Origin of the sequence: Leekyejoonella antrihumi, assembly GCF_007845645.1 — a bacterium.
Lineage (GTDB): Bacteria > Actinomycetota > Actinomycetes > Actinomycetales > Dermatophilaceae > Leekyejoonella > Leekyejoonella antrihumi.
This window is the reverse complement of the sequence record NZ_VCQV01000009.1, coordinates 113,787-132,776: the sequence shown is the minus strand read 5'-3', so window position 1 is coordinate 132,776 and position 18,990 is coordinate 113,787. Positions and strand designations below refer to the sequence as shown.

Annotated in this window: 18 protein-coding genes; 14 read left to right on the top strand and 4 right to left on the bottom strand. The window is 67.4% G+C overall.

Annotated features, from left to right (window positions below; all coding sequences use genetic code 11):
- Nucleotides 1-360 precede the first annotated feature (360 nt).
- On the bottom strand, nt 361-1,392 hold the full coding sequence (locus FGL98_RS08990; protein ID WP_146316417.1) for an alpha/beta hydrolase: 1,032 nt from the start codon (nt 1,390-1,392) through the stop codon (nt 361-363).
- 80 nt (nt 1,393-1,472) lie between these two features.
- Between FGL98_RS08990 and dop the strand changes: the two genes are divergently transcribed.
- Genes dop through prcA form a run of 4 tightly spaced genes read left to right on the top strand, consistent with a single transcriptional unit; the run spans nt 1,473 to nt 4,819 of the window.
- On the top strand, nt 1,473-2,993 hold the full coding sequence (gene dop, locus FGL98_RS08985) for a depupylase/deamidase Dop (RefSeq protein ID WP_146316416.1): 1,521 nt from the start codon (nt 1,473-1,475) through the stop codon (nt 2,991-2,993).
- Nucleotides 2,994-3,033: 40 nt separating this feature from the next.
- A complete protein-coding gene (locus tag FGL98_RS08980; RefSeq protein ID WP_146316415.1) occupies nt 3,034-3,234 on the top strand; it encodes a ubiquitin-like protein Pup in 201 nt (66 codons plus the stop codon).
- On the top strand, nt 3,231-4,055 hold the full coding sequence (gene prcB / locus FGL98_RS08975) for a proteasome subunit beta (RefSeq protein ID WP_146316414.1): 825 nt from the start codon (nt 3,231-3,233) through the stop codon (nt 4,053-4,055). Before FGL98_RS08980 ends, prcB begins: the two co-directional genes overlap by 4 nt.
- The gene (gene prcA / locus FGL98_RS08970) at nt 4,052-4,819 is read left to right on the top strand and encodes a proteasome subunit alpha (RefSeq protein ID WP_146316413.1); all 768 of its coding nucleotides are present in this window, start codon (nt 4,052-4,054) and stop codon (nt 4,817-4,819) included. Before prcB ends, prcA begins: the two co-directional genes overlap by 4 nt.
- A gap of 296 nt (nt 4,820-5,115) precedes the next feature.
- Here the strand turns inward: prcA and FGL98_RS08965 are convergent, their stop codons facing one another.
- Nucleotides 5,116-5,295, bottom strand: a complete 180-nt coding sequence (locus tag FGL98_RS08965) for a hypothetical protein (protein WP_146316412.1) — start codon at nt 5,293-5,295, stop codon at nt 5,116-5,118.
- A 15-nt stretch (nt 5,296-5,310) separates the two neighbouring features.
- Nucleotides 5,311-6,648: an L-lysine 6-transaminase gene (gene lat / locus FGL98_RS08960; protein ID WP_146316411.1), complete on the bottom strand. Its 1,338-nt coding sequence runs from the start codon at nt 6,646-6,648 to the stop codon at nt 5,311-5,313.
- Between the two features lie 303 nt (nt 6,649-6,951).
- Between lat and FGL98_RS08955 the strand changes: the two genes are divergently transcribed.
- The 6 genes from FGL98_RS08955 (at nt 6,952) to FGL98_RS08930 (ending at nt 14,510) form a co-directional block, all read left to right on the top strand.
- A complete protein-coding gene (locus tag FGL98_RS08955; protein WP_146316410.1) occupies nt 6,952-8,934 on the top strand; it encodes an ABC transporter ATP-binding protein in 1,983 nt (660 codons plus the stop codon).
- Nucleotides 8,931-10,799: an ABC transporter ATP-binding protein gene (locus tag FGL98_RS08950; protein WP_186526066.1), complete on the top strand. Its 1,869-nt coding sequence runs from the start codon at nt 8,931-8,933 to the stop codon at nt 10,797-10,799. The genes FGL98_RS08955 and FGL98_RS08950 overlap by 4 nt, the downstream gene beginning before the upstream one ends.
- A 37-nt stretch (nt 10,800-10,836) precedes the next feature.
- Nucleotides 10,837-11,475, top strand: coding sequence for an IMPACT family protein (locus FGL98_RS08945; RefSeq protein ID WP_146316409.1), 639 nt, complete (start codon nt 10,837-10,839; stop codon nt 11,473-11,475).
- 81 nt (nt 11,476-11,556) lie between these two features.
- Complete coding sequence (gene pafA / locus FGL98_RS08940) at nt 11,557-12,918, top strand: Pup--protein ligase (protein WP_146316408.1); 1,362 nt, start codon at nt 11,557-11,559, stop codon at nt 12,916-12,918.
- 91 nt (nt 12,919-13,009) lie between these two features.
- Nucleotides 13,010-14,059, top strand: coding sequence for an FKBP-type peptidyl-prolyl cis-trans isomerase (locus FGL98_RS08935; RefSeq protein ID WP_222432079.1), 1,050 nt, complete (start codon nt 13,010-13,012; stop codon nt 14,057-14,059).
- A 31-nt stretch (nt 14,060-14,090) separates the two neighbouring features.
- Nucleotides 14,091-14,510, top strand: coding sequence for an FKBP-type peptidyl-prolyl cis-trans isomerase (locus FGL98_RS08930; protein ID WP_146316406.1), 420 nt, complete (start codon nt 14,091-14,093; stop codon nt 14,508-14,510).
- Between the two features lie 8 nt (nt 14,511-14,518).
- On the opposite strand, the gene FGL98_RS08925 is transcribed toward FGL98_RS08930, so the two are convergent.
- Entirely contained in the window at nt 14,519-15,628 is a 1,110-nt protein-coding gene (locus FGL98_RS08925) for a DUF3866 family protein (protein ID WP_146316405.1), read from the bottom strand.
- Between the two features lie 41 nt (nt 15,629-15,669).
- Between FGL98_RS08925 and FGL98_RS08920 the strand changes: the two genes are divergently transcribed.
- The 4 genes from FGL98_RS08920 (at nt 15,670) to tatC (ending at nt 18,986) form a co-directional block, all read left to right on the top strand.
- Nucleotides 15,670-16,650 carry a helix-turn-helix transcriptional regulator gene (locus tag FGL98_RS08920; protein WP_146316404.1) on the top strand — a complete coding sequence of 327 codons (981 nt, stop codon included), beginning with the start codon at nt 15,670-15,672 and terminating at the stop codon, nt 16,648-16,650.
- The gene (locus FGL98_RS08915; protein WP_146316403.1) at nt 16,650-17,630 is read left to right on the top strand and encodes a helix-turn-helix transcriptional regulator; all 981 of its coding nucleotides are present in this window, start codon (nt 16,650-16,652) and stop codon (nt 17,628-17,630) included. The genes FGL98_RS08920 and FGL98_RS08915 overlap by 1 nt, the downstream gene beginning before the upstream one ends.
- A gap of 123 nt (nt 17,631-17,753) precedes the next feature.
- Nucleotides 17,754-18,125: a Sec-independent protein translocase subunit TatA gene (tatA, locus tag FGL98_RS08910; RefSeq protein ID WP_146316402.1), complete on the top strand. Its 372-nt coding sequence runs from the start codon at nt 17,754-17,756 to the stop codon at nt 18,123-18,125.
- A 36-nt stretch (nt 18,126-18,161) separates the two neighbouring features.
- Entirely contained in the window at nt 18,162-18,986 is an 825-nt protein-coding gene (gene tatC, locus FGL98_RS08905; RefSeq protein ID WP_186526064.1) for a twin-arginine translocase subunit TatC, read from the top strand.
- Nucleotides 18,987-18,990: the final 4 nt, after the last annotated feature.

Below are 18,990 nucleotides of genomic sequence, written 5' to 3'. Positions count from 1 at the left end.
GACACGGAAGTGGTGTGGGACCTGGTGCCCGGGCGGATGCCGACCCAACCGCTACCGCCGGACGACCCGTTGACCCACGGACCAGGCGCACCACCGGACCACGCGCAAACCGCCTGACCCTCCAAGGGGAGAACTCCGCCCTCAACCAGGTAGTTGAGCCACGACCCATTGTGTGTCACCGGGTTTCGACGCGCCTCGCGCTTCGCGCTCGACGGCTCAACCAGCGGCCAGCGGCAGCGGGATGGTCGTTCGCTGGGCCGCCCAACCCTTGGATTGAGTAGGGCGAACGTGCGAGCCCGTATCGAAATCAGCGGTGGGAGGGGAAGGCTGAAGTCCGACCTGCTCGACCGCGTTGCGGCGTTATCCCCGCGACTCGAGGGGAGCACCCGCTGCGGCATTTGGCGTTGCGGTCTCGTCACCGCACAGCCAGGAACGCAGCTGGTCGATGATCTCGTAACGAGCCTGCATACCGACGTGGGTCGCGCCGGGAATGTTGACGAAGCCATGTGGCACGCCACGCCATCGGGTGAGGCGGACCGGCACGCCGGCGGCACGCAGGACCTCGGCATACGCCTCACCTTCGGGGCGCAGCGGATCGAGCTCGGCGGTCTGCACCAGGGCCGGCGCAAGGTGCTCATGCGAGGCCGCGCGCATCGGGGAGACCCGCGGGTCGTCGGCAGGGACGCCGGATCCGCCGAGATACAGCTCCTTGAAGGTGTCCATCGACGGGCCGTCGAGCATCGGTGCCGTCCGCATCGGGTGCTCCAGGCTGAGGTCGGTCGCGGGATAGATGAGCACCTGCCCGGCCAGATCGGGGCAGTCCTCGTCGCGGGCGGCGATCGCCACGAGTGCGGCCAGGTTGCCGCCGGCACTGTCGCCACCGACCGCGATCCCGGCCGGCCGAGTCCCGAGCTCGCTCGGCGCCGACGCCACCCAGGTGAGCGTGTCAACGGCGTCGTGCACTGCGGCAGGCGCCTTGGCCTGCGGCGCCTTGCGATAGTCGGGTGCCACGACGACGACGCCCAGCTCATGGACGATCTGGGTCAGCATCGACTCGTAGTCCAGCGGGCGTCCCATCACCCACCCGCCACCGTGGTAGTAGACGAGCACCGGAGTGGATGCTCCGACGTGTGCAGGGCGGTGAATCCGTGCCGTGATGGTGACTCCGTCCCGCATCGGGATGTCCTGCTCGAAGCGGAAGACGTCTCGCCAGACCTTCCCGGTTATCAGGGTGACGGGGAATCGTGGCGCCGGGGAATTCGAGCGATCGGCGGCGATGTCCTCATCGGTGCGCTCCGAGATCGGCTTCCCGGCAACGAGCCGCAGGCTGTAACACAGCATTCGCGTGCGCAACGGCATACCGGCGGTGTCGACCCATCGTGTTCGTGACATGCGTGCAGTATCGCGGGTGCGCTGCCCATCCCGTGGACGGGGCCGATAGAGGAGGGCACCGCGCTGGTTATGGTCGGAGTATGAGCGTTCGACGCGTGATGGGAATCGAGACCGAGTACGGCATCTCGGTGCCGGGCGAGCCCACGGCCAACCCGATGGTCCTGTCCGGACGGGTCGTCACGGCCTACGCGCTGCAGCAGGGCATGCGTGCCGCGCGGGCCGGCTGGGACTACGAGGACGAGGCGCCCCTGCGCGATGCGCGCGGGTTCGACCTCGCACGCGGCTCGGCGGACCCGTCGCAGCTGACCGACGAGGACGACCCGACCCTCGCGAACGTGGTGCTCACCAACGGTGCCCGCCTGTATGTCGATCACGCGCATCCCGAGTACAGCTCACCCGAGGTGACCAGCCCGCGGGCGGCGGTGACCTGGGATCGGGCCGGCGAGCTGGTGATGCGGGACGCCGTGGCGCTCCTGTCCGGGCCGGGCGAGCCCGGGGTGAACCTCTACAAGAACAACACGGACGGCAAGGGCGCCTCATACGGCACCCACGAGAACTACCTGATGAGTCGCCAGACCCCGTTCTCCGACATCGTCAAGCACCTCATCCCCTTCTTCGTCACGCGACCGGTGATCTGCGGATCCGGCCGGGTGGGGATCGGGATGGAATCCAAGAAGCCGGGCTTTCAGCTCGCTCAGCGACCGGACTTCTTCGAGGTCGAGGTCGGACTGGAGACCACGCTCAAGCGGCCCATCATCAACACCCGCGACGAGCCGCACGCCGTGACCGACCGGTACCGGCGGTTGCACGTGATCGTCGGCGACGCCAACCACTGCGACGTGGCGAACCTGCTCAAGATGGGCACCACCAGCCTGGTCCTCGGCCTGATCGAGGCAGGTGCGGTCACCCAGGACCTCACCATCGAGAAGCCGGTGGCGACGATGCAGGCGATCTCGCACGATCCCTCCCTGCAGACCAAGGTGCGTCTGGCCGACGGCCGTCAGATGACCGCGGTGCAGGTGCTGTGGTGCTATCACGAGATGGCCGAAGTCTGGTTGCAGCGGCTGTATGGCAGCGACGTCGACGAGGACACCGCCGAGGTGATGCGGCGATGGTCCGACGCGCTGACCAAGCTGGAACGTGACCCGATGGAGTGCACGCGAGAGCTCGACTGGGTCGCCAAGCTGGCGACGATGGAGCGGTACCGGGCCAGGGACGGGCTCGACTGGAGCGACCCGAAGCTGCGCGCGATCGACATCCAGTGGTCCGACGTGCGCGCCGACCGCGGGCTGTTCAACCGGATGCTGGCCGGTGGCCGCGTCGAGCAGCTCATTGACCCGGCCGCGGTCACCCAGGCTGTCAAGCTCCCTCCGGAGGACACGCGGGCGTATTTCCGTGGCATGTGCCTGGCAAGGTTCCCTCGCGAGGTTGCCGCGGCGTCGTGGGACTCCATCATCTTCGACGTGGCGGGCGAGTCCAGCCTGCAGCGCGTGCCCATGCTGGAGCCCGAACGAGGCACGCGGGCACACGTGGGGGAGTTGCTCGACAGCTCACACAGCGCGCAGGAGCTGCTGCGGGCCCTCGCTCAAGCGGCCGAGTAAATAGATAGGCTGGAAGCAGACCCGAGTGAAAGGCTGAGCCATGGCGACACAGGAGCACAAGAGTCCTCAGCGACGCGACGATGACGTTGCCGACGACGCACCCGAGCCGGTAGCACCAAGCGGCGGCGCCGCGCAGGTGCAGGACGCCGACACCGATGACGTCCTCGACGAGATCGATGGGGTGCTGGAGAGCAATGCGGAGGAGTTCGTGCGCGGATTCGTCCAGAAGGGTGGACAGTGACAGACCATTCGGGCGCCGGGCTGCCGGCGGCATACCTGCAATCGGGGTCATCGTCATTTGCCGAGTTCCTGACCGGATTCGCACCACATCTCGTTCCGTCCGCCCGCATGCTTCCCGCGGGGATGACGCTGGATGCACCGCACGGCACCACGATCGTCGCGGTGACGTATGCCGACGGCGTGGTCCTCGCGGGTGACCGCCGGGCCACGATGGGCAACCTCATCGCCAACCACGAGATGACGAAGGTCTTCGCGGCCGACGATTACTCCGCGGTGGGCATCGCCGGCACCGCCGGCATCGCGATCGAGCTGGTGCGACTGTTCCAGGTCGAGCTCGAGCACTACGAGAAGATCGAAGGGTCCCTGCTCTCCTTGGAGGGCAAGGCCAACCGACTCGCGAGCATGATCCGGGGCAACCTCGGGATGGCGATGCAGGGACTGTCCGTCGTGCCGCTGTTTGCGGGTTTCGATCTGCGGGCGAACGTTGGCCGGATCTTCTCCTACGACGTGACCGGAGGCTGCTACGAGGAGCACGACTACCACGGCGTCGGATCGGGCTCACTCTTCGCCAGAGGTGCCTTGAAGAAGCTATGGCGTGAGGGCCTTTCAGAGGACGAAACGGTGCGCGTCACGGTCGAGGCGCTCTACGACGCCGCCGACGACGACTCGGCGACCGGCGGACCGGACCTCGGCCGTCGGATCTGGCCGACTGTCGCCGCGCTCGACCGCGACGGGGTGCGGTTCCTCAGCGACGAGCGGCTCGAAGGTGTGGTCCAGCACGTGGTCGATGACCGACGGACGCGAGGAGGTGGTCGCCGATGAGCATGCCGTTCTATGTCTCGCCCGAGCAGCTGATGAAGGATCGGGCAGACTACGCGCGCAAGGGAATTGCTCGTGGGCGCTCTGCCGTGGTCATTGCCTACGACGGTGGCATCGCCTTCGTCACGGAGAACCCCAGCCGGGCACTGCACAAGGTCTCCGAGATCTACGACCGCATCGCCTTCGCGGCGGTAGGAAAGTACAACGAGTTCGAGAACCTGCGGGTTGCCGGTGTCCGCTACGCGGATCTGCGCGGATACTCCTATGACCGGTCGGACGTCACAGCTCGCGGGCTGGCGAACGCCTATGCCCAGACGCTCGGCACCGTCTTCACCCAGGAGTCGAAGCCGTATGAGGTCGAGATCGTCGTGGCGGAGGTGGGCCAGACCCAGGACGACGACCAGATCTATCGGCTGACCTACGACGGATCCGTAGGCGATGAGCACGGTTTCGTCGCCATGGGCGGCGCCGCCGAGCGGATCACCACAGGGTTGCAGGAGCGCTGGTCGATGGGCCTGGATCTGGGCACTGTGCTTCGACTTGCTGTCGAGCTGCTCGCCGACGACAACGGCGACGGCAAGCCCCGCGAGCTGGGTGCCGACCAGCTCGAAGTCGCGGTGCTCGACCGTAATCGGGACCGTCGCATGTTCCGGCGCATTGCCGGGCCCTTGCTGGAGGCCCTCCTCAGCCAGGACGATCCCACCCGGGACGTGCCGGAGACGGATGACTCGACCCCGGGGTCGCACGAGACGCTCACCGGCGAGTAGCGCCGCCTCGCCGACGTCGCATTTTCCAGCCTCAAACTTCAGATTTGAGGCTGATTGGTGCGATCTCGACAGAGAGGGGACGCCCGTGCAGACCGCATGACGGGTCCGACCCAAGGCACGAATCGGCGGGACGGTACCCCCAGGGCGATGCAACGCACGCTGATGCTGGCCCCGAAACGCTTCCTGCCGACCTGGTGGCGCCCGCTCAGCATCGGTGGTGCCTGCGCCGTCCTGGTCGCGCGGATCGTCGAAGGGGGGCCTGACCGGCGGGATGGATCTCATCGACATCGTCGGACTCAGCGCGACCGGTCGCTCATTCCGTGGATTACGCCCGGATCGATGGAGATCGGCTGGGCGCTGTCGGCACCTCCGGCCAACCGCACCTGCACATTCACGCGATCGACGACGACGGCCCGTTCTGGCTGCGCTTCCACGACATTCAGGGCATGCTCCGTCGCGGCCGAGTCATCCGGCACCGCGGCAGGTGTTGATCAGCCTTCGCCCCGGCTGTCCGTGAGGCTGGAGAGCACGCGGTCCAGCGCCGCCGTGGCGCGAGTCAGGTCCTCCTCGGTCACCGAGAGGATCGGGCGGAAACGGATCGACCGGTCGCCGCAGGGCAGCAGCAGGACGTGCTCGTCGGTGAAGAGTCGAGACAGCACCTGCCCGCGAAGCTGTCCATCCGGCAGGTCTATCGCGCACAGCAGCCCCCGGCCGCGGGCATTGCTCACCGTGTTCGGGTGCCGCCGGGCAAGGTCCTGCAGCTGGCTGAGGAGCACGCTGCCCATGGCGGCAGCATTCTGCACCGCGCCCGTCTCCTCGATGGCCTCGAGCAGTGCCTGCGAGCGGACCATGTCGGCCAGTCCGCCACCCCAGGTGGAGTTGATCCGGCTGGACACCTGGAAGACGTTGTCCGCCACCTCGTCCACCCGGCCACCGGCCATGATCCCGCCGACCTGTGCCTTCTTGGCGAAGGCCACGATGTCCGGCTCCAGCCCGAGCTGCTGATAGCACCAGGTGGTGCCGGTCAGACCCAGCCCGGTCTGCACCTCATCCAGGACGAACAACGCATTGTGCTCCCGGCACAGCTGCTGCATCGCCTGCAGGAACTGCGGGCGCAGGTGGTTGTCGCCGCCCTCGGACTGGATCGGCTCCGCGAGGAAGCACGCGATGTCGTCCGGGAAACGCTCGAACGCCGCACGGGCCTGCTGCAGGGCGTGCTGCTCGGCGGCTCCGACCTCGTCGAGATGCTCCTCCAAGGGGAAGGTGATCGCCGGGACGTCGATCCGGGGCCAGTCGAACTTTGGGTAGCGTGCCACCTTGACCGGCTCGGTGTTCGTCAGCGACATCGTGTAGCCGCTGCGCCCATGGAAGGCCTTGGTCAGGTGCATGACCTGCATCCCGAGCTCGGGGGAGCGTCCGGCGGCCTCGTTGCGACGGCTCTTCCAGTCGAAGGCGGTCTTCAGCGCGTTCTCGACCGCGAGCGCACCGCCCTCGACGAAGAACAGGTGCGGCAGCCGCGGGTCCCCGGCCACGCGGGCGAAGGTCTCGACGAACTCGGCAAGGTAGGTGGTGTAGGCGTCGGAGTTCGCGGGCTTGTTGCGTGCCGCGGTCAGCAGCCGACGCTCGAACTGCGCGCCCGCCAGCTGCGGCGGGTTGAGGCCCAGGGGACAGGATGCGAAGAACGTGTAGAAGTCGAGGTAGGTCGTGCCCGTCACCTCGTCCACGAGGTGCGATCCCTGGCTTCGTTCCAGGTCCACGACGAGGTCGAACGCGTCGACCTGGACGTGGTCGGAGAGTGACTGGCGCACCTTGTCCGCTGAAATCGTCATGTCGTAAATCCTCCTGTATTTGTGGGACAGCTCCATAATAGTGCGCCTTACGGCAAGAAGAACAGGATGTTTTGCCACAATTGCCCGCTCTCGCCATACCCTTGTGCGTCGCGGACCGTGGCCGGTGCGGCGATAATGGGCTGCCGTTGTCGGTGGCTCGCGCGATACTTTGAGTCGAACCCGCACCGTGGACGTTCGTCCGCAACCCAGCGCAGCACACACGGCGTGCTCACCGGGAATATCCGGTCGGCCTTCAGGCTTGGTCACGGAGGGTTCCACGCGACGAGGAGGCGACAAACGCAGATGGGTCATGATCCGGGTCAGTCGACAGCGACTGCAGCGCTCGACCAGCACACCGGATCACGCCTTGAGCGGAGCCCGGCCATCGGTCACCGCTGGGAGAAGCGTCGACGGTATACCGACCTGCTGCGGCTGATCCCGTATCTGCGACCGTATCGCACGCGCTGGGCCTCGATGTTTCTGGTCGCCGTGCTCGGCATGGGTGCCACCATCGTCATCCCGCTGATCACGAAGGCCGTGATCGACGGTCCGATCGCGCACCACGACCAGCACCGGCTGTGGGTGCTCGGTGCGGTGGCGCTGGCGGTCGGAATCCTCGAGGCCATCACCTGGTTCGTGCGGCGATTCCTGATGGCGCGCGCGACGCTCGGTGTCGAGACGGACATTCGCAAGGATCTCTACGCGCGGCTGCAGATCCTGCCGATGTCATTTCACGGCAACTGGCAGTCGGGTCAGCTGCTGTCGCGAATTATGAACGACCTGAGCACTGTTCGCAGGTTCATCAGCTTCGGGCTGATGTTCCTGGTCTTGAACTTCATGCAGATCGTGGCGATCACACTGATCCTGCTGTCGATGTACTGGCCGCTCGGCGTCGTGGTGCTCGTCTCGATCCTGCCGATTGCCGGCACGGTGCTGCACTACGAGCGGCAGTTCACCCGATTGTCGCGGATGGCACAGGACCAGGCGGGTCAGGTGGCGACGCAGGTGGAGGAGGCGGCACTCGGGTTGCGCGTCATCAAGTCCTTCGGCCGGGAGGACTATCTCTTCGACCGGTTCGACGCCCAGGTGACGCACCTGAACGATATCGAGGTCGCCAAGGTCAAGGTCCGCGCTCGGTTCTGGACGCTCCTTGAGGTGATCCCGAACCTCACCCTGATCGTCGTGCTTGCGCTCGGCGCGCTGGCCGCGGGTCAGGGGCGGCTGACGCTGGGGACCCTGGTCGCCTTCATCACCTTGATGCTGTCGTTGGTCTGGCCGATCGCCTCCATGGGATTCCTGCTGTCGATGACCCAGGAGTCGATGACGGCCGCCGACCGGATCGCCGAGATCTTCGATGCGCCACGGGAGATCGAGGATGGTGACGGCGGCAACTCCCGTTCGCCCGCCGGTCATCTCGAGCTGGTCGACGTGGGATTCCGGTTCCCGGACTCAGCGGAGGAGGCCGACTGGCCGCTTCGGCACGTCAATCTCGATCTGAAGCCGGGGGAGACCCTCGCCCTGGTCGGGTCGACGGGTGCGGGCAAGTCGGTGCTGACCTCGCTGATTCCCCGGCTCTACGACGTGTCCGAGGGCCGGATCCTCATCGATGGTCAGGACGTCCGGGCGATGCCGCTCGACACGCTGCGCAGCACCGTGGCGACGGCGTTCGAGGATCCGACGCTCTTCTCGATGTCGGTGCGGGAGAATGTCACCCTCGGGCGGCCGGACGCAAGCGACGCCGACGTCACGCAGGCGATCGAGGTGGCTCAGGCGCATTTCGTCCATGACCTGCCATACGGGCTCGACACCCGGATCGGTGAGCAGGGCATGAGCCTGTCCGGTGGTCAGCGCCAGCGACTGTCACTGGCTCGAGCGGTGCTGTCGGCGCCCAAGGTTCTCGTGCTCGACGACACCTTGTCGGCGCTCGATGTGCACACCGAAGCGCTGGTCGAGGAGGCGCTGGGGCGGGTGCTGAGTGAGGTGACCGGAATCGTCGTGGCGCACCGTGCCTCCACGGTGCTGCTCGCGGACAGGGTCGCACTGCTGCAGCACGGCACCATCACCCACGTCGGCACCCACCGCGAGCTGCTGGATCACGTGCCGGCCTACCGTTACCTGCTCGCCGCCGAGGACGAACTGGCGGACGATCTCGAGCGTGAGCAGTGCTGGGAGGACACCCAGGAGCACGATCGGCTGGCCGATCAGCGCCTGATCGAGCACGCCGCGTCGCAGGAGTGCAGCGACGAGAGCCATGAGGGGTCACGCGCCCAGGGAGTGAGCCGATGAGCACCTCGACGCGGCAGCGCTCGACCGATGAACCGGCCGACGAGCAGCCGATGGAGTTCGCCTGGCGCGGACGACTGGATCAGGCACCGGATCAGGCCGTCGAGGACCAGACCCCACGGCGCAAGGAGGCCCGCGCGCTGCTCGGGGACATGCTGCGTCCCTACCGCAAGCAGCTGATCTGGCTGGCTCTCGTCGTGCTGGTCGAGAACGCCGCACGGCTGTCGGTCCCACGCCTCGTGCAGATCGGCATCGACCACGGTCTGCCGCCGCTCATGCGGGGAGGCAGCTCCAGCAACCTGGTGACGGTTGTCGTCATTCTGTGTGTCGCGGTGCTGCTGCAGGCCGTCAGCCGGATGTACTTCCTGCAGAAGTCGGGCTGGATCGGCCAGCACGTGCTGCTCGACCTGCGCCGACGGGTCTACCGGCACTTCCAGAAGCTGGACGTGCGCTTCCACGACCGCTACACCTCCGGGCGGGTGGTCAGCCGGTCGACGAACGACGTCGAGGCGATCCAGGAGCTGCTGGAGGACGGTTTCGACAGCCTGATCACCGCGGCGTTGACCCTGGTGGGCACCGCGATCCTGCTGGTCACCTTGAACGTCCGGCTCGGCCTGGTCTGTCTGATCAGCTTCCCGCTGCTGGTCGCGCTCAGCGCGTGGTTCCGTCGCGAGTCGTCCAAGACCTACCGTGTCGTGCGGGAGACGGCCGCCCTGGTGATCGTGCAGTTCGTCGAGACGATGACCGGGATCAAGGCCGTGCAGGCCTACCGGCGGCAACCGCGCAACCAGGAGATCTTCAAGGACGTCGCCGATCGCTATCGCACCATCAACGAGCGGATCTTCCGCATCGTGGCGATCTTCATGCCCACGGTGAAGCTGATCGGCAACCTGACCACGGCGGCCGTCCTGCTCTTCGGGGGCTGGCTCGCCCTGCACGGTCACATGACGATCGGTGTGCTGGCGGCATTCCTGCTCTACCTGCGGATGTTCTTCGAGCCGATGCAGGACATCACCCAGTTCTTCAACACCTTCCAGTCCGCGACCTCGGCCCTGGAGAAACTGGCGGGCGTGCTCGCCGAGAAGCCGGGGATCGCCGATCCAGACCGCCCGGTCACCCTGGAGAAGGTCGACGGCGCGATCCAGTTCGATGACGTGCACTTCGGCTACGTGGACGATCGACCGGTGCTGCCGGGTCTCACCCTCGACATCCCGGCCGGCCAGACCGTCGCGCTGGTCGGCACGACCGGGGCCGGCAAGACGACCATCGCCAAGCTGATGGCGAGGTTCTACGACCCCACCTCCGGCCGGATCCTGTTGGACGGCGTCGATGTGCGGGCCTTGACCCAGGACGCGCTTCGGCAGGACGTGGTCATGGTGACGCAGGAGAACTTCATGTTCGAGGGGTCGGTCGCGGACAACATCCGCTTCGGCCGTCCCGATGCGAGCGATGAGCAGATTCGCGCCGCCGCGTCGGCGGTGGGGGCCGATCAATTCATCGAGCTGCTGCCACAGGGCTTCGACACCGATGTGGCCAAGCGCGGCGGCCGGTTGTCTGCCGGCCAGCGTCAGCTGGTGGCGTTCGCCCGCGCGTTCCTCGCCGACCCGAAGGTCCTCATCCTGGACGAGGCCACCTCCTCGCTCGACATCCCCAGTGAGCGACTGGTCCAGCGTGCCCTCGAGACGGTCCTCGCCGACCGGACGGCACTGATCATCGCGCACCGGCTGTCCACGGTCGAGGTGGCCGACCGGGTGCTGGTGCTGGAGCAGGGGCGGGTGCTCGAGGACGGGTCACCTGCGGATCTGATCGGCTCGAGCGACGGCCGGTATGCCGCCCTGCATGACGCGTGGGTGTCCTCCCTCGCCTGAACTGCGGCTCGGCCCTGACAACTGAGAACATGGCAAGGTGACCGGCCCTCCCGCGTACCTCACCCTGACGCCGACGGCTGACGCGGTCGGGGTCATCGAGGTCAAGCGATCCCGGTTCCACGCGGTCGTGCGGCGGGTCGACAGCGAGGAGGAGGCGCGCGAGCTGGTCGCCCAGCAGCGGCGGACTCATCACGATGCCGGCCACCACTGCTCGGCCTTCCTTCTCGGCCCGGCAGGCGAGGTCGCGCGGTGGGGCGACGACGGGGAGCCTTCGGGCACGGCCGGCCAGCCGATGCTCGAGGCCCTGCGAGGTGTGCCCCTGAGCGACGTGGCCGCCGTGGTCGTCCGCTGGTTCGGCGGCACGCTGCTGGGCGCGGGTGGCCTGGCCCGGGCCTACGGTGGGGCCGTCTCGCTCGCGCTGGAGACGGCCCAGCTCGTGCGCCGTGAGCAGCGCACGCTCTGCGAGGTCACGCTCTCGCACGCGCAGGCCGGTCGGGTCGAGGCCGAGATCCGCGCCAGAGGGATCGAGGTGCTCGGCACCGAGTATGCCGCGCGGGTGACCATGCGGATCGCGACGACCACCATGACGCAGGCGCAGGACGCCGTCGCCGCGGCAACGTCCGGACAGTCGCGGGCCGAGCCGGCCGGCCTGCAGTGGGTCGACGTCCCGGTCTGAGCCGAATGCGGAGATATTCCAGCAGGTGGACGCCTCGAGTGTTGCCGTGGCGGCGTCGAGGACGCGGACTAAGGTCGAAGTATGGACCGGCGGATCTTCGGGATCGAGAACGAATACGGCGTGACGTGCACGTTCGATGGCCAGCGCCGTCTGACGCCGGATGAGGTGGCCCGCTACCTGTTTCGCAAGGTGGTGTCGTGGGGGCGGTCGAGCAACGTGTTCCTGGGCAACGGGTCCCGGCTGTATCTCGATGTGGGCAGTCACCCCGAATACGCCACTCCCGAGTGCGATGACGTGCGCGACGTCGTCATCCACGACAAGGCCGGCGAACGAATCCTGGAGGGGTTGGTCGAGGACGCGCAGCTGCGGCTGGCCGATGAGGGCGTCGAGGGGAAGATCTACGTCTTCAAGAACAACACCGACTCTGCGGGCAACTCCTACGGCTGCCACGAGAACTACCTGATCAGCCGGCAGGGTGAGTTCCAGAAGATCTCCGACGTCCTCATCCCGTTCCTGGTGAGCCGTCAGATCACCTGCGGGGCCGGCAAGATCGCGATGTTGGGGCACAAGCCCACCTACTGCGTCAGCCAGCGTGCGGATCACATCTGGGAGGGCGTGAGCAGCGCGACGACTCGGTCGCGGCCGATCATCAACACCCGTGACGAGCCCCATGCGGATGCCGAGAAGTACCGCCGGCTGCACGTCATCGTGGGCGACAGCAACATGAGCGAGACCACCACCATGCTCAAGCTCGGCTCGGCCGACCTGGTGCTGCGGATGATCGAGGACGGGGTCGCCATGCGTGACCTCAGCCTGGAGAACCCGATTCGCGCCATTCGGGAGATCAGTCACGACATCACCGGCCAGCACCCCGTGCGGCTGGCCAACGGTCGAGAGCTGTCGGCGCTGCAGATCCAGGGCGAATACTTCGACCGGGCGAGCGCCTATGTCGAGCAGCGAGGACTGGTCGACTCCCACACCAAACGGGTGATGGACCTGTGGGGCCGCACCCTGGCGGCGGTCGAGTCGGGCAACCTGTCCCAGGTCGACCACGAGATCGACTGGGTGATCAAGCATCGGCTGCTGGATGAGTACGCCGCGAAGTACGACCTACCCCTCGACGACCCGCGGATGCTGCAGCTGGACCTGACCTATCACGACATCAACCGTCGTCGCGGACTGTTCTACCTGCTGCAGAAGCGCGGCAGGGTCGCACGGATCTCCACAGACGTCGAGATCTTCGAGGCGAAGACCTATCCGCCGCAGACCACTCGAGCCAAGCTGCGTGGCGACTTCATCCGGGCTGCCCAGCGCGGGCGGCGCGACTTCACCGTCGACTGGGTGCACCTGAAGCTCAACGACCAGGCACAGCGGACCGTGCTGGTGAAGGATCCCTTCTCGTCCACGGATCCGCGCGTCGAGCGACTCATCGACGTGATGTGACCAAAGCCGCTGCCGGGCCGGACGCCGGCACATAGGATGGCAGGTTATGGTTGGCCAGTCCCGCCACCCCCCGACCACGAGGATTCATCGCGTGCGCCGTATTCCCCTCCGACTGCTCAGCGTCGGTGTTGCCCTCCCAGCCCTTCTACTCGCCGGGTGCGGCAGCTCATCCTCAGCCTCCAAGTCGAGTTCCTCCTCGAGCCCGAGCAGCTCGACGGCTGCCACCCCCAAGACGGTGGCCGCTTCCGCCGTGACACCGATGAGCGACATCTCGGTCAACACGGCCAAGCCGAAGGCGCCCGCGATCAAGCTGGCGAAGCAGCCCTTCCAGGTCAACAAGACCACGGTCAAGACTCTCACCAAGGGCACGGGCCGCCAGGTGACCACGAAGGACATCGCCTACGTCGACTACGTCGCGGTGAATGGTAAGAACGGCAAGCAGCTCGTCAACAGCTTCTCGGCCAAGGAAGTGCCGGTCCCGCTGGCCGACAAGGGCCAGTTCCCCGGCCTGGTCACCGCGCTTAAGGGCGCGACGATCGGCAGCACCATGGAGGTGGCCATTCCGCCCGCCGACGGGTTCGGTGGTGCGGGCAACAAGCAGCTCGGCATCACCAACGCCGACACCCTCGTCTTCTACATGAAGGTCGAGGATGCCAGGGCGCCGTTGACGCAGGCGTCCGGCACCAAGGTGGCGCCGAAGGCGGGGCTGCCGACGGTTTCGGTGCCCAATGGCGAGGGCAAGGCCGCGAGCATCACCATTCCCAAGGGCAAGAAGGCGCCGACGTCGCTGATCGCTCAGGACCTCATCACCGGCAACGGCCGCAAGGTCACCAAGGGTGACACGATCACGGTCAGCTACACCGGCGTGATCTGGAAGACCGGCAAGGTCTTCGACTCGACGGCGAAGGAAGGCGGCAAGCCGGCCACCTTCGCGATCGGCGTCGGTCAGGTCATCCCGGGCTGGGACACCGGTCTGGTCGGCAAGACGGTCGGTAGCCGCGTGCTCCTGGTGATTCCGCCCAAGGAGGGCTACGGCAAGAACACGCCGAGCGGTGGACCGATCCAGACGACCGACACCCTGGTGTTCTCGGTCGACATCCTGGCCATCGGCGAGACCGCACCGACCGCCGCGGCCGGCTGACACCACCCCGAACAGCTCTGAGGAGATCTTCATGCCCTTTGACCCGAACACGACGAAGCCCGAGATCGACTTCCCCGGCGATGCCGCTCCGAGCGACCTGGTCGTCGAGGACCAGTGGCAGGGCGACGGTCGCGAGGTCCAGTCCGGTGACACCATCCAGGCACACTATGTCGGTGTCGCCTGGTCGACCGGTGAGGAATTCGACGCCTCCTGGAACCGCGGCACGCCGCTGGAGTTCCAGGCCGGTGTCGGCCAGGTCATTCAGGGCTGGGACCAGGGTCTGCTCGGCATGAAGGTCGGCGGCCGGCGCAAGATCGTCATCCCGCCGCACCTGGGGTACGGCGACCAGGGCGCAGGCGGCGCGATCGGGCCTGGAGAAACCCTGATCTTCGTCGTGGACCTGGTCTCGGCCAACAAGTCCGGTGCCGGTTCGGCCTTCGGCCTTCGCTGAGGCGGCGCTCACAGCAGCGGGGCGGCGTGCCGCCCCGCTGCTGCGGCCGCGAGGAACGACGCCGGGTCCTCGTCCAAGCCGCGCCCCATGGTCCGCAGCGACGCAGGGCACTCCCGCAGCACCTTGAGCAGGCCGTCGACCGGCACCTCGAACCGGCGCATACGCCCCTGCGACAACTGGACGATCCGGTCGGCCTGGTCGTTCACCTGGTCGCCGAGGTCACCAGCCAGTGTCGGCACGGGCAGGTCGGCCTCGACCAGGGCAACCCGGCCGTATGCCGTGGTGCTGTGATGGGAAACGCCACGGTGCCGCTCGCGCCGGTCGGCCTGCGACACGCGTAGCGACGCGACCGGCCGACCGCCGAGCGCCCCGGCGGCGTTGATCGCCTCACCGGCAGAGGTGCCGGAAAAGCCCCAGCGCGTCCCGGTCCCGAGATTGCCGGGTCCCTGACTGACCACAACCACGTCGGCCCGCAGGACGAGCCGTGCGGCGAGCAGGCCGGTGTGGACGTTGACCGCCTCCAGGTCGCCACCGAAGGCCTGTCCGACGGTGACGGCACCGATGATCCAGCCCGCGCCGCGCAGGTCGTGCACGGTCCGGGAGAACGCGATGGGCAGCGCACCGCCGTCGGTCATCACGTAGGCGACACGGGGCGTGACGCGGCACGCGGCCCGCAGGCCGGCGATGATCGCCGGCACCGCGGAGTGCAGGTCGGCGACGATGACCGGCATACCGTCGATGCTGTCTGCCCCGGCGAGCACCGCATGGTGCGGGCTCTCCTGCTCGTCGACGCCGAGCATCATCTCCTGCAGCGGGGTGTATCGCGCCTTCACGATGTGGCCCGGCGACGGCGCTGGGTCGGCGGGCAGCCGGTCCGGCAGCGCGACGACCAGCGCGAGGCCGCCGGTTCCGAGCCCACGGGCTTGCGCCGCGGTGTTGAGCAGCACTCGATCGCCGGGCTGCGGAGCGCCGACCAGCTCGGTGTAAGCCAGGGCGCGGCGCACGGCCGACCCCGGCGCACCCGAATCGCCCGGCTCGGCCACGGCCACATCGACCACGACCACCCCGGTCCACTGGTCGTGGATCGACTGCACGATGCCGGCTCGCCAAGTGATCACATGTCGTACATTAGTCCGACGCGATCGGATAGCCTCGTGTCATGAGTTCCTCGTCACCGGCAGCCAAGACCGAGCGGCTGCTCAATCTGGTGATCTGCCTCCTCTACACCCGCCAGCCGTTGTCCAAGCAGCGCATCCGCGATGCGGTTCCGCAGTACGGTCAGGCGACCAGCGATGAGTCGTTCGACCGGATGTTCGAACGGGACAAGGACGAGCTGCGCGACCTGGGCATTCCGCTGCGCACCGAGCCGCTGGACCCGTATTTCGACGACGAGCCGGGATACCGGATCGACCGACGTGAGTATGCCCTGCCGGAGATTGCCTTCGAGCAGGATGAGCTGGCTGTCCTCGGTCTGGCCAGCCGCACCTGGCAGCAGGCCAGCCTGGCCGGCGCGGCGGCGACCGCCATGCGCAAGCTCGAGGCCGCCGACGTGGAGCGGGATACCGGTTCGATCGTCGGGCTGGAACCGCGGGTGCGCACCAGCGAGCCGGCATTCGGGCCGGTCAAGGACGCCGTGCTGAAGCGGCAGGCGATCACCTTCAGCTACCGCAAGGCCGGTGGAGACGCCTCGACCAGACATCTGCAGCCGTGGGCTGTGACCAACTGGCACGGCCGCTGGTACGTCACCGGGTACGACCAGGACCGGGCGGCGTCGCGGGCCTTTCGACTCGGCCGGATCGACGGGAGGGTGCGCACCCAGGGGAGGTCCGATGCCTACGACATTCCCGCCGATCATGACCCGGTGCAGCAGATTGCGGGCACGGAGGTCGAGCGGGAGCCACAGCCGGCCGTCCTGCGGGTGCGGGCCGGTGCCGGCAACGCGCTCCGTCGACGCGCCCGCACCCGGTCCGAGGTCGACGACGACTGGTCCCAGCTGGATGTCGACTTCGCCGATGCCGAGATGTTCGCCGACGAGATCGCCGAGTTCGGCCCGGCCGTGCGGGTCATCGACCCACCGGAGCTGATCGATGCCGTCGTGCGCCGTCTGACGGGTGCCCGAGACCAGAACCTGGAGGCCTGATGGCTGTCCTCGAGAGTGCGACCGCCCGCCTGTCCCGGCTGCTCACCATGGTGCCGTGGCTCGTCAACAGGCAGGGTATCGACATCGACCGCGCGGCGGCCGAGCTCAACGTCAGCCGCGCGCAGATCGAGGCCGATCTGAACCTGCTGTTCGTCTGTGGCACGCCGGGGCACCTGCCCGACGATCTGATAGAGGCGGAATGGGAGGAAGGGCGGGTCTTTCTGCGGAACGCCGACACGATCTCACGCCCCCTACGACTTGGCCGGGATGAGGCGATGGCCCTGATCGTCGGGCTGCGGGCGCTGGCGGCCGTGCCGGGGCTCGAGGAGCATGAGGCGATCGACCGCGCGCTGGCCAAGCTGACGGAGGCCGCGGGGGAGTCCGCGGGCCAGTCCGACCGGGTTCGTGTGGCGCTGGAGGAGCCGACCGTTCGGGAGACTCTCGAGACCTTGCGGTCGGCGCTGTCGCGACGCCGCAGAGTGCACCTGCGATATCTCGTCGCCTCACGCGACGAAGCGACGGAGCGAGATGTCGACCCGATGCGGTTGGTCAACATGACCAGCCACTGGTATCTCGAGGGATGGTGTCACCGGGCCGAGGATGTGCGCCTCTTCCGGCTCGACCGCATCGAGGAGGCGAGCGTCCTGGACCGTGACGGGACGCCGCCGGCACAGGCGCAGCCCCGCGACCTGGAGTCCACGATGTTCACCCACGGGCCGGACGACCGCACGGCCACCCTGCGCCTCCAGCCCGAGGCGGCCTGGGTGGTGGACTACTACCCGGTGGAGCAGGTGGAGCGCGCCGACGACGGAGCCCTCACCGTCCAGATCCGCACCGCGGACATTGCCTGGTTGAGGCGGCTGGTCTGGCGCCTTGGTGGGTCGGCACGGGTCGTCGCGCCGGAGTCGATGCGCCGGGAGGTGGCTCGCGGCGCTTCGGACGCCCTTGGGTACTACGGTCGGAAATCGCCCACCGACTGAACCCCACCGCACTGCAGGACGGGACATGCAGAGTCATCGCGTAGACTGACGGACGTGGGCCCCGGATCGCCCCCTGTGACCTGGCTCACCGGCCCCGCCCTAGATGGAGGATTGTCTTCCGACATGTTAAGAAGCATCTTTGACGGATGGCACATCGTCATCCTGGCGATACTCATCATCGCGATATTCGGCTGGAAGCGCCTGCCCGACGCGGCGCGCAGCCTGGGTCGTTCTGCCCGGATTCTCAAGAGCGAGATGGACGACATGAAGAAGGACGGCAAGAGTGACGCGTCGGGTCAGACGGTGCCCGGGCAGACCACCTCGCAGTCCCCGCAGCAGCCGTACGCGCAGCAGCCGCAGCAGCCGTACGCGCAGCAGCCGCAGCAGCCGTACGCGCAGCAGCCGCAGCAGCCCAACCCCTACCCCCAGCATCCTGAAGGCGCGCCGCAGGCGCAGCCTCAGCAGCACACCGACGGCACCACGCCCGGCGCCTGAACCGTCGGCACCTGACGTCACCGGCGGAGGATCTTCATGGCCGTGCTGAGGCGTAAGGCCAACCCCGAAGGGCGGATGACGCTCGGCGAGCACTTCCGCGAGTTTCGGCGGCGCATCGTCATTGCCGCGATTGCGATTGCTCTCGGCGGGGCCGTCGGATGGTTCGTCTATGGGCGAGTGATGCGCTGGCTGCAGCAACCGCTGCTCGCAGTGGCCGCCGAACGCCACGTCTCAGTGGACGAGGTGGCACTGAACTTCGGCGCCAATGGGGTGACCGATGCCTTCGGCATCAAGTTGAAGATCGCCCTGTGGATCGGGCTGATTCTGGCCAGTCCGGTGTGGCTCTGGCAGATCTGGAGGTTCCTTGCGCCCGGTCTGACCAAGAGGGAGAAGCGGATCGGTCGCGGATTCATCGCGGCGGCCGTTCCGTTGTTTGCGCTCGGCTGTTACGTATCCACCTTCGCGCTGCCGAATGCGGTCAAGTTTCTCCTGGGTATCACGCCGGCGGGAGCGGTGAACTACACGAATGCCGAGGCGTACGTGTCGTTCACCACGAAGTTCATCCTGGCGTTCGGTATCGCCTTCCTGCTGCCCGTCTTCCTGGTCGGCCTCAACACCGTTCACGTGTTCCCCGGACGAATCATGCTCAAGGGCTGGCGGGTTGCGGTGATGGTGATCTTCGTCTTCGCCGCCATGATGAGCCCGAGTCCGGACGCCTGGTCGATGCTCGCGCTGGCCCTTCCGATGGTGGCACTCTATTTTGCCGCAGTCGGGATCTCCCTGTTCATGGACCACCGGCGGGCGGTGCGGGATCGGCCGGCTTGGGCCGACGTGCCGGACGACGAGAGATCCGCGCTGTGACCTG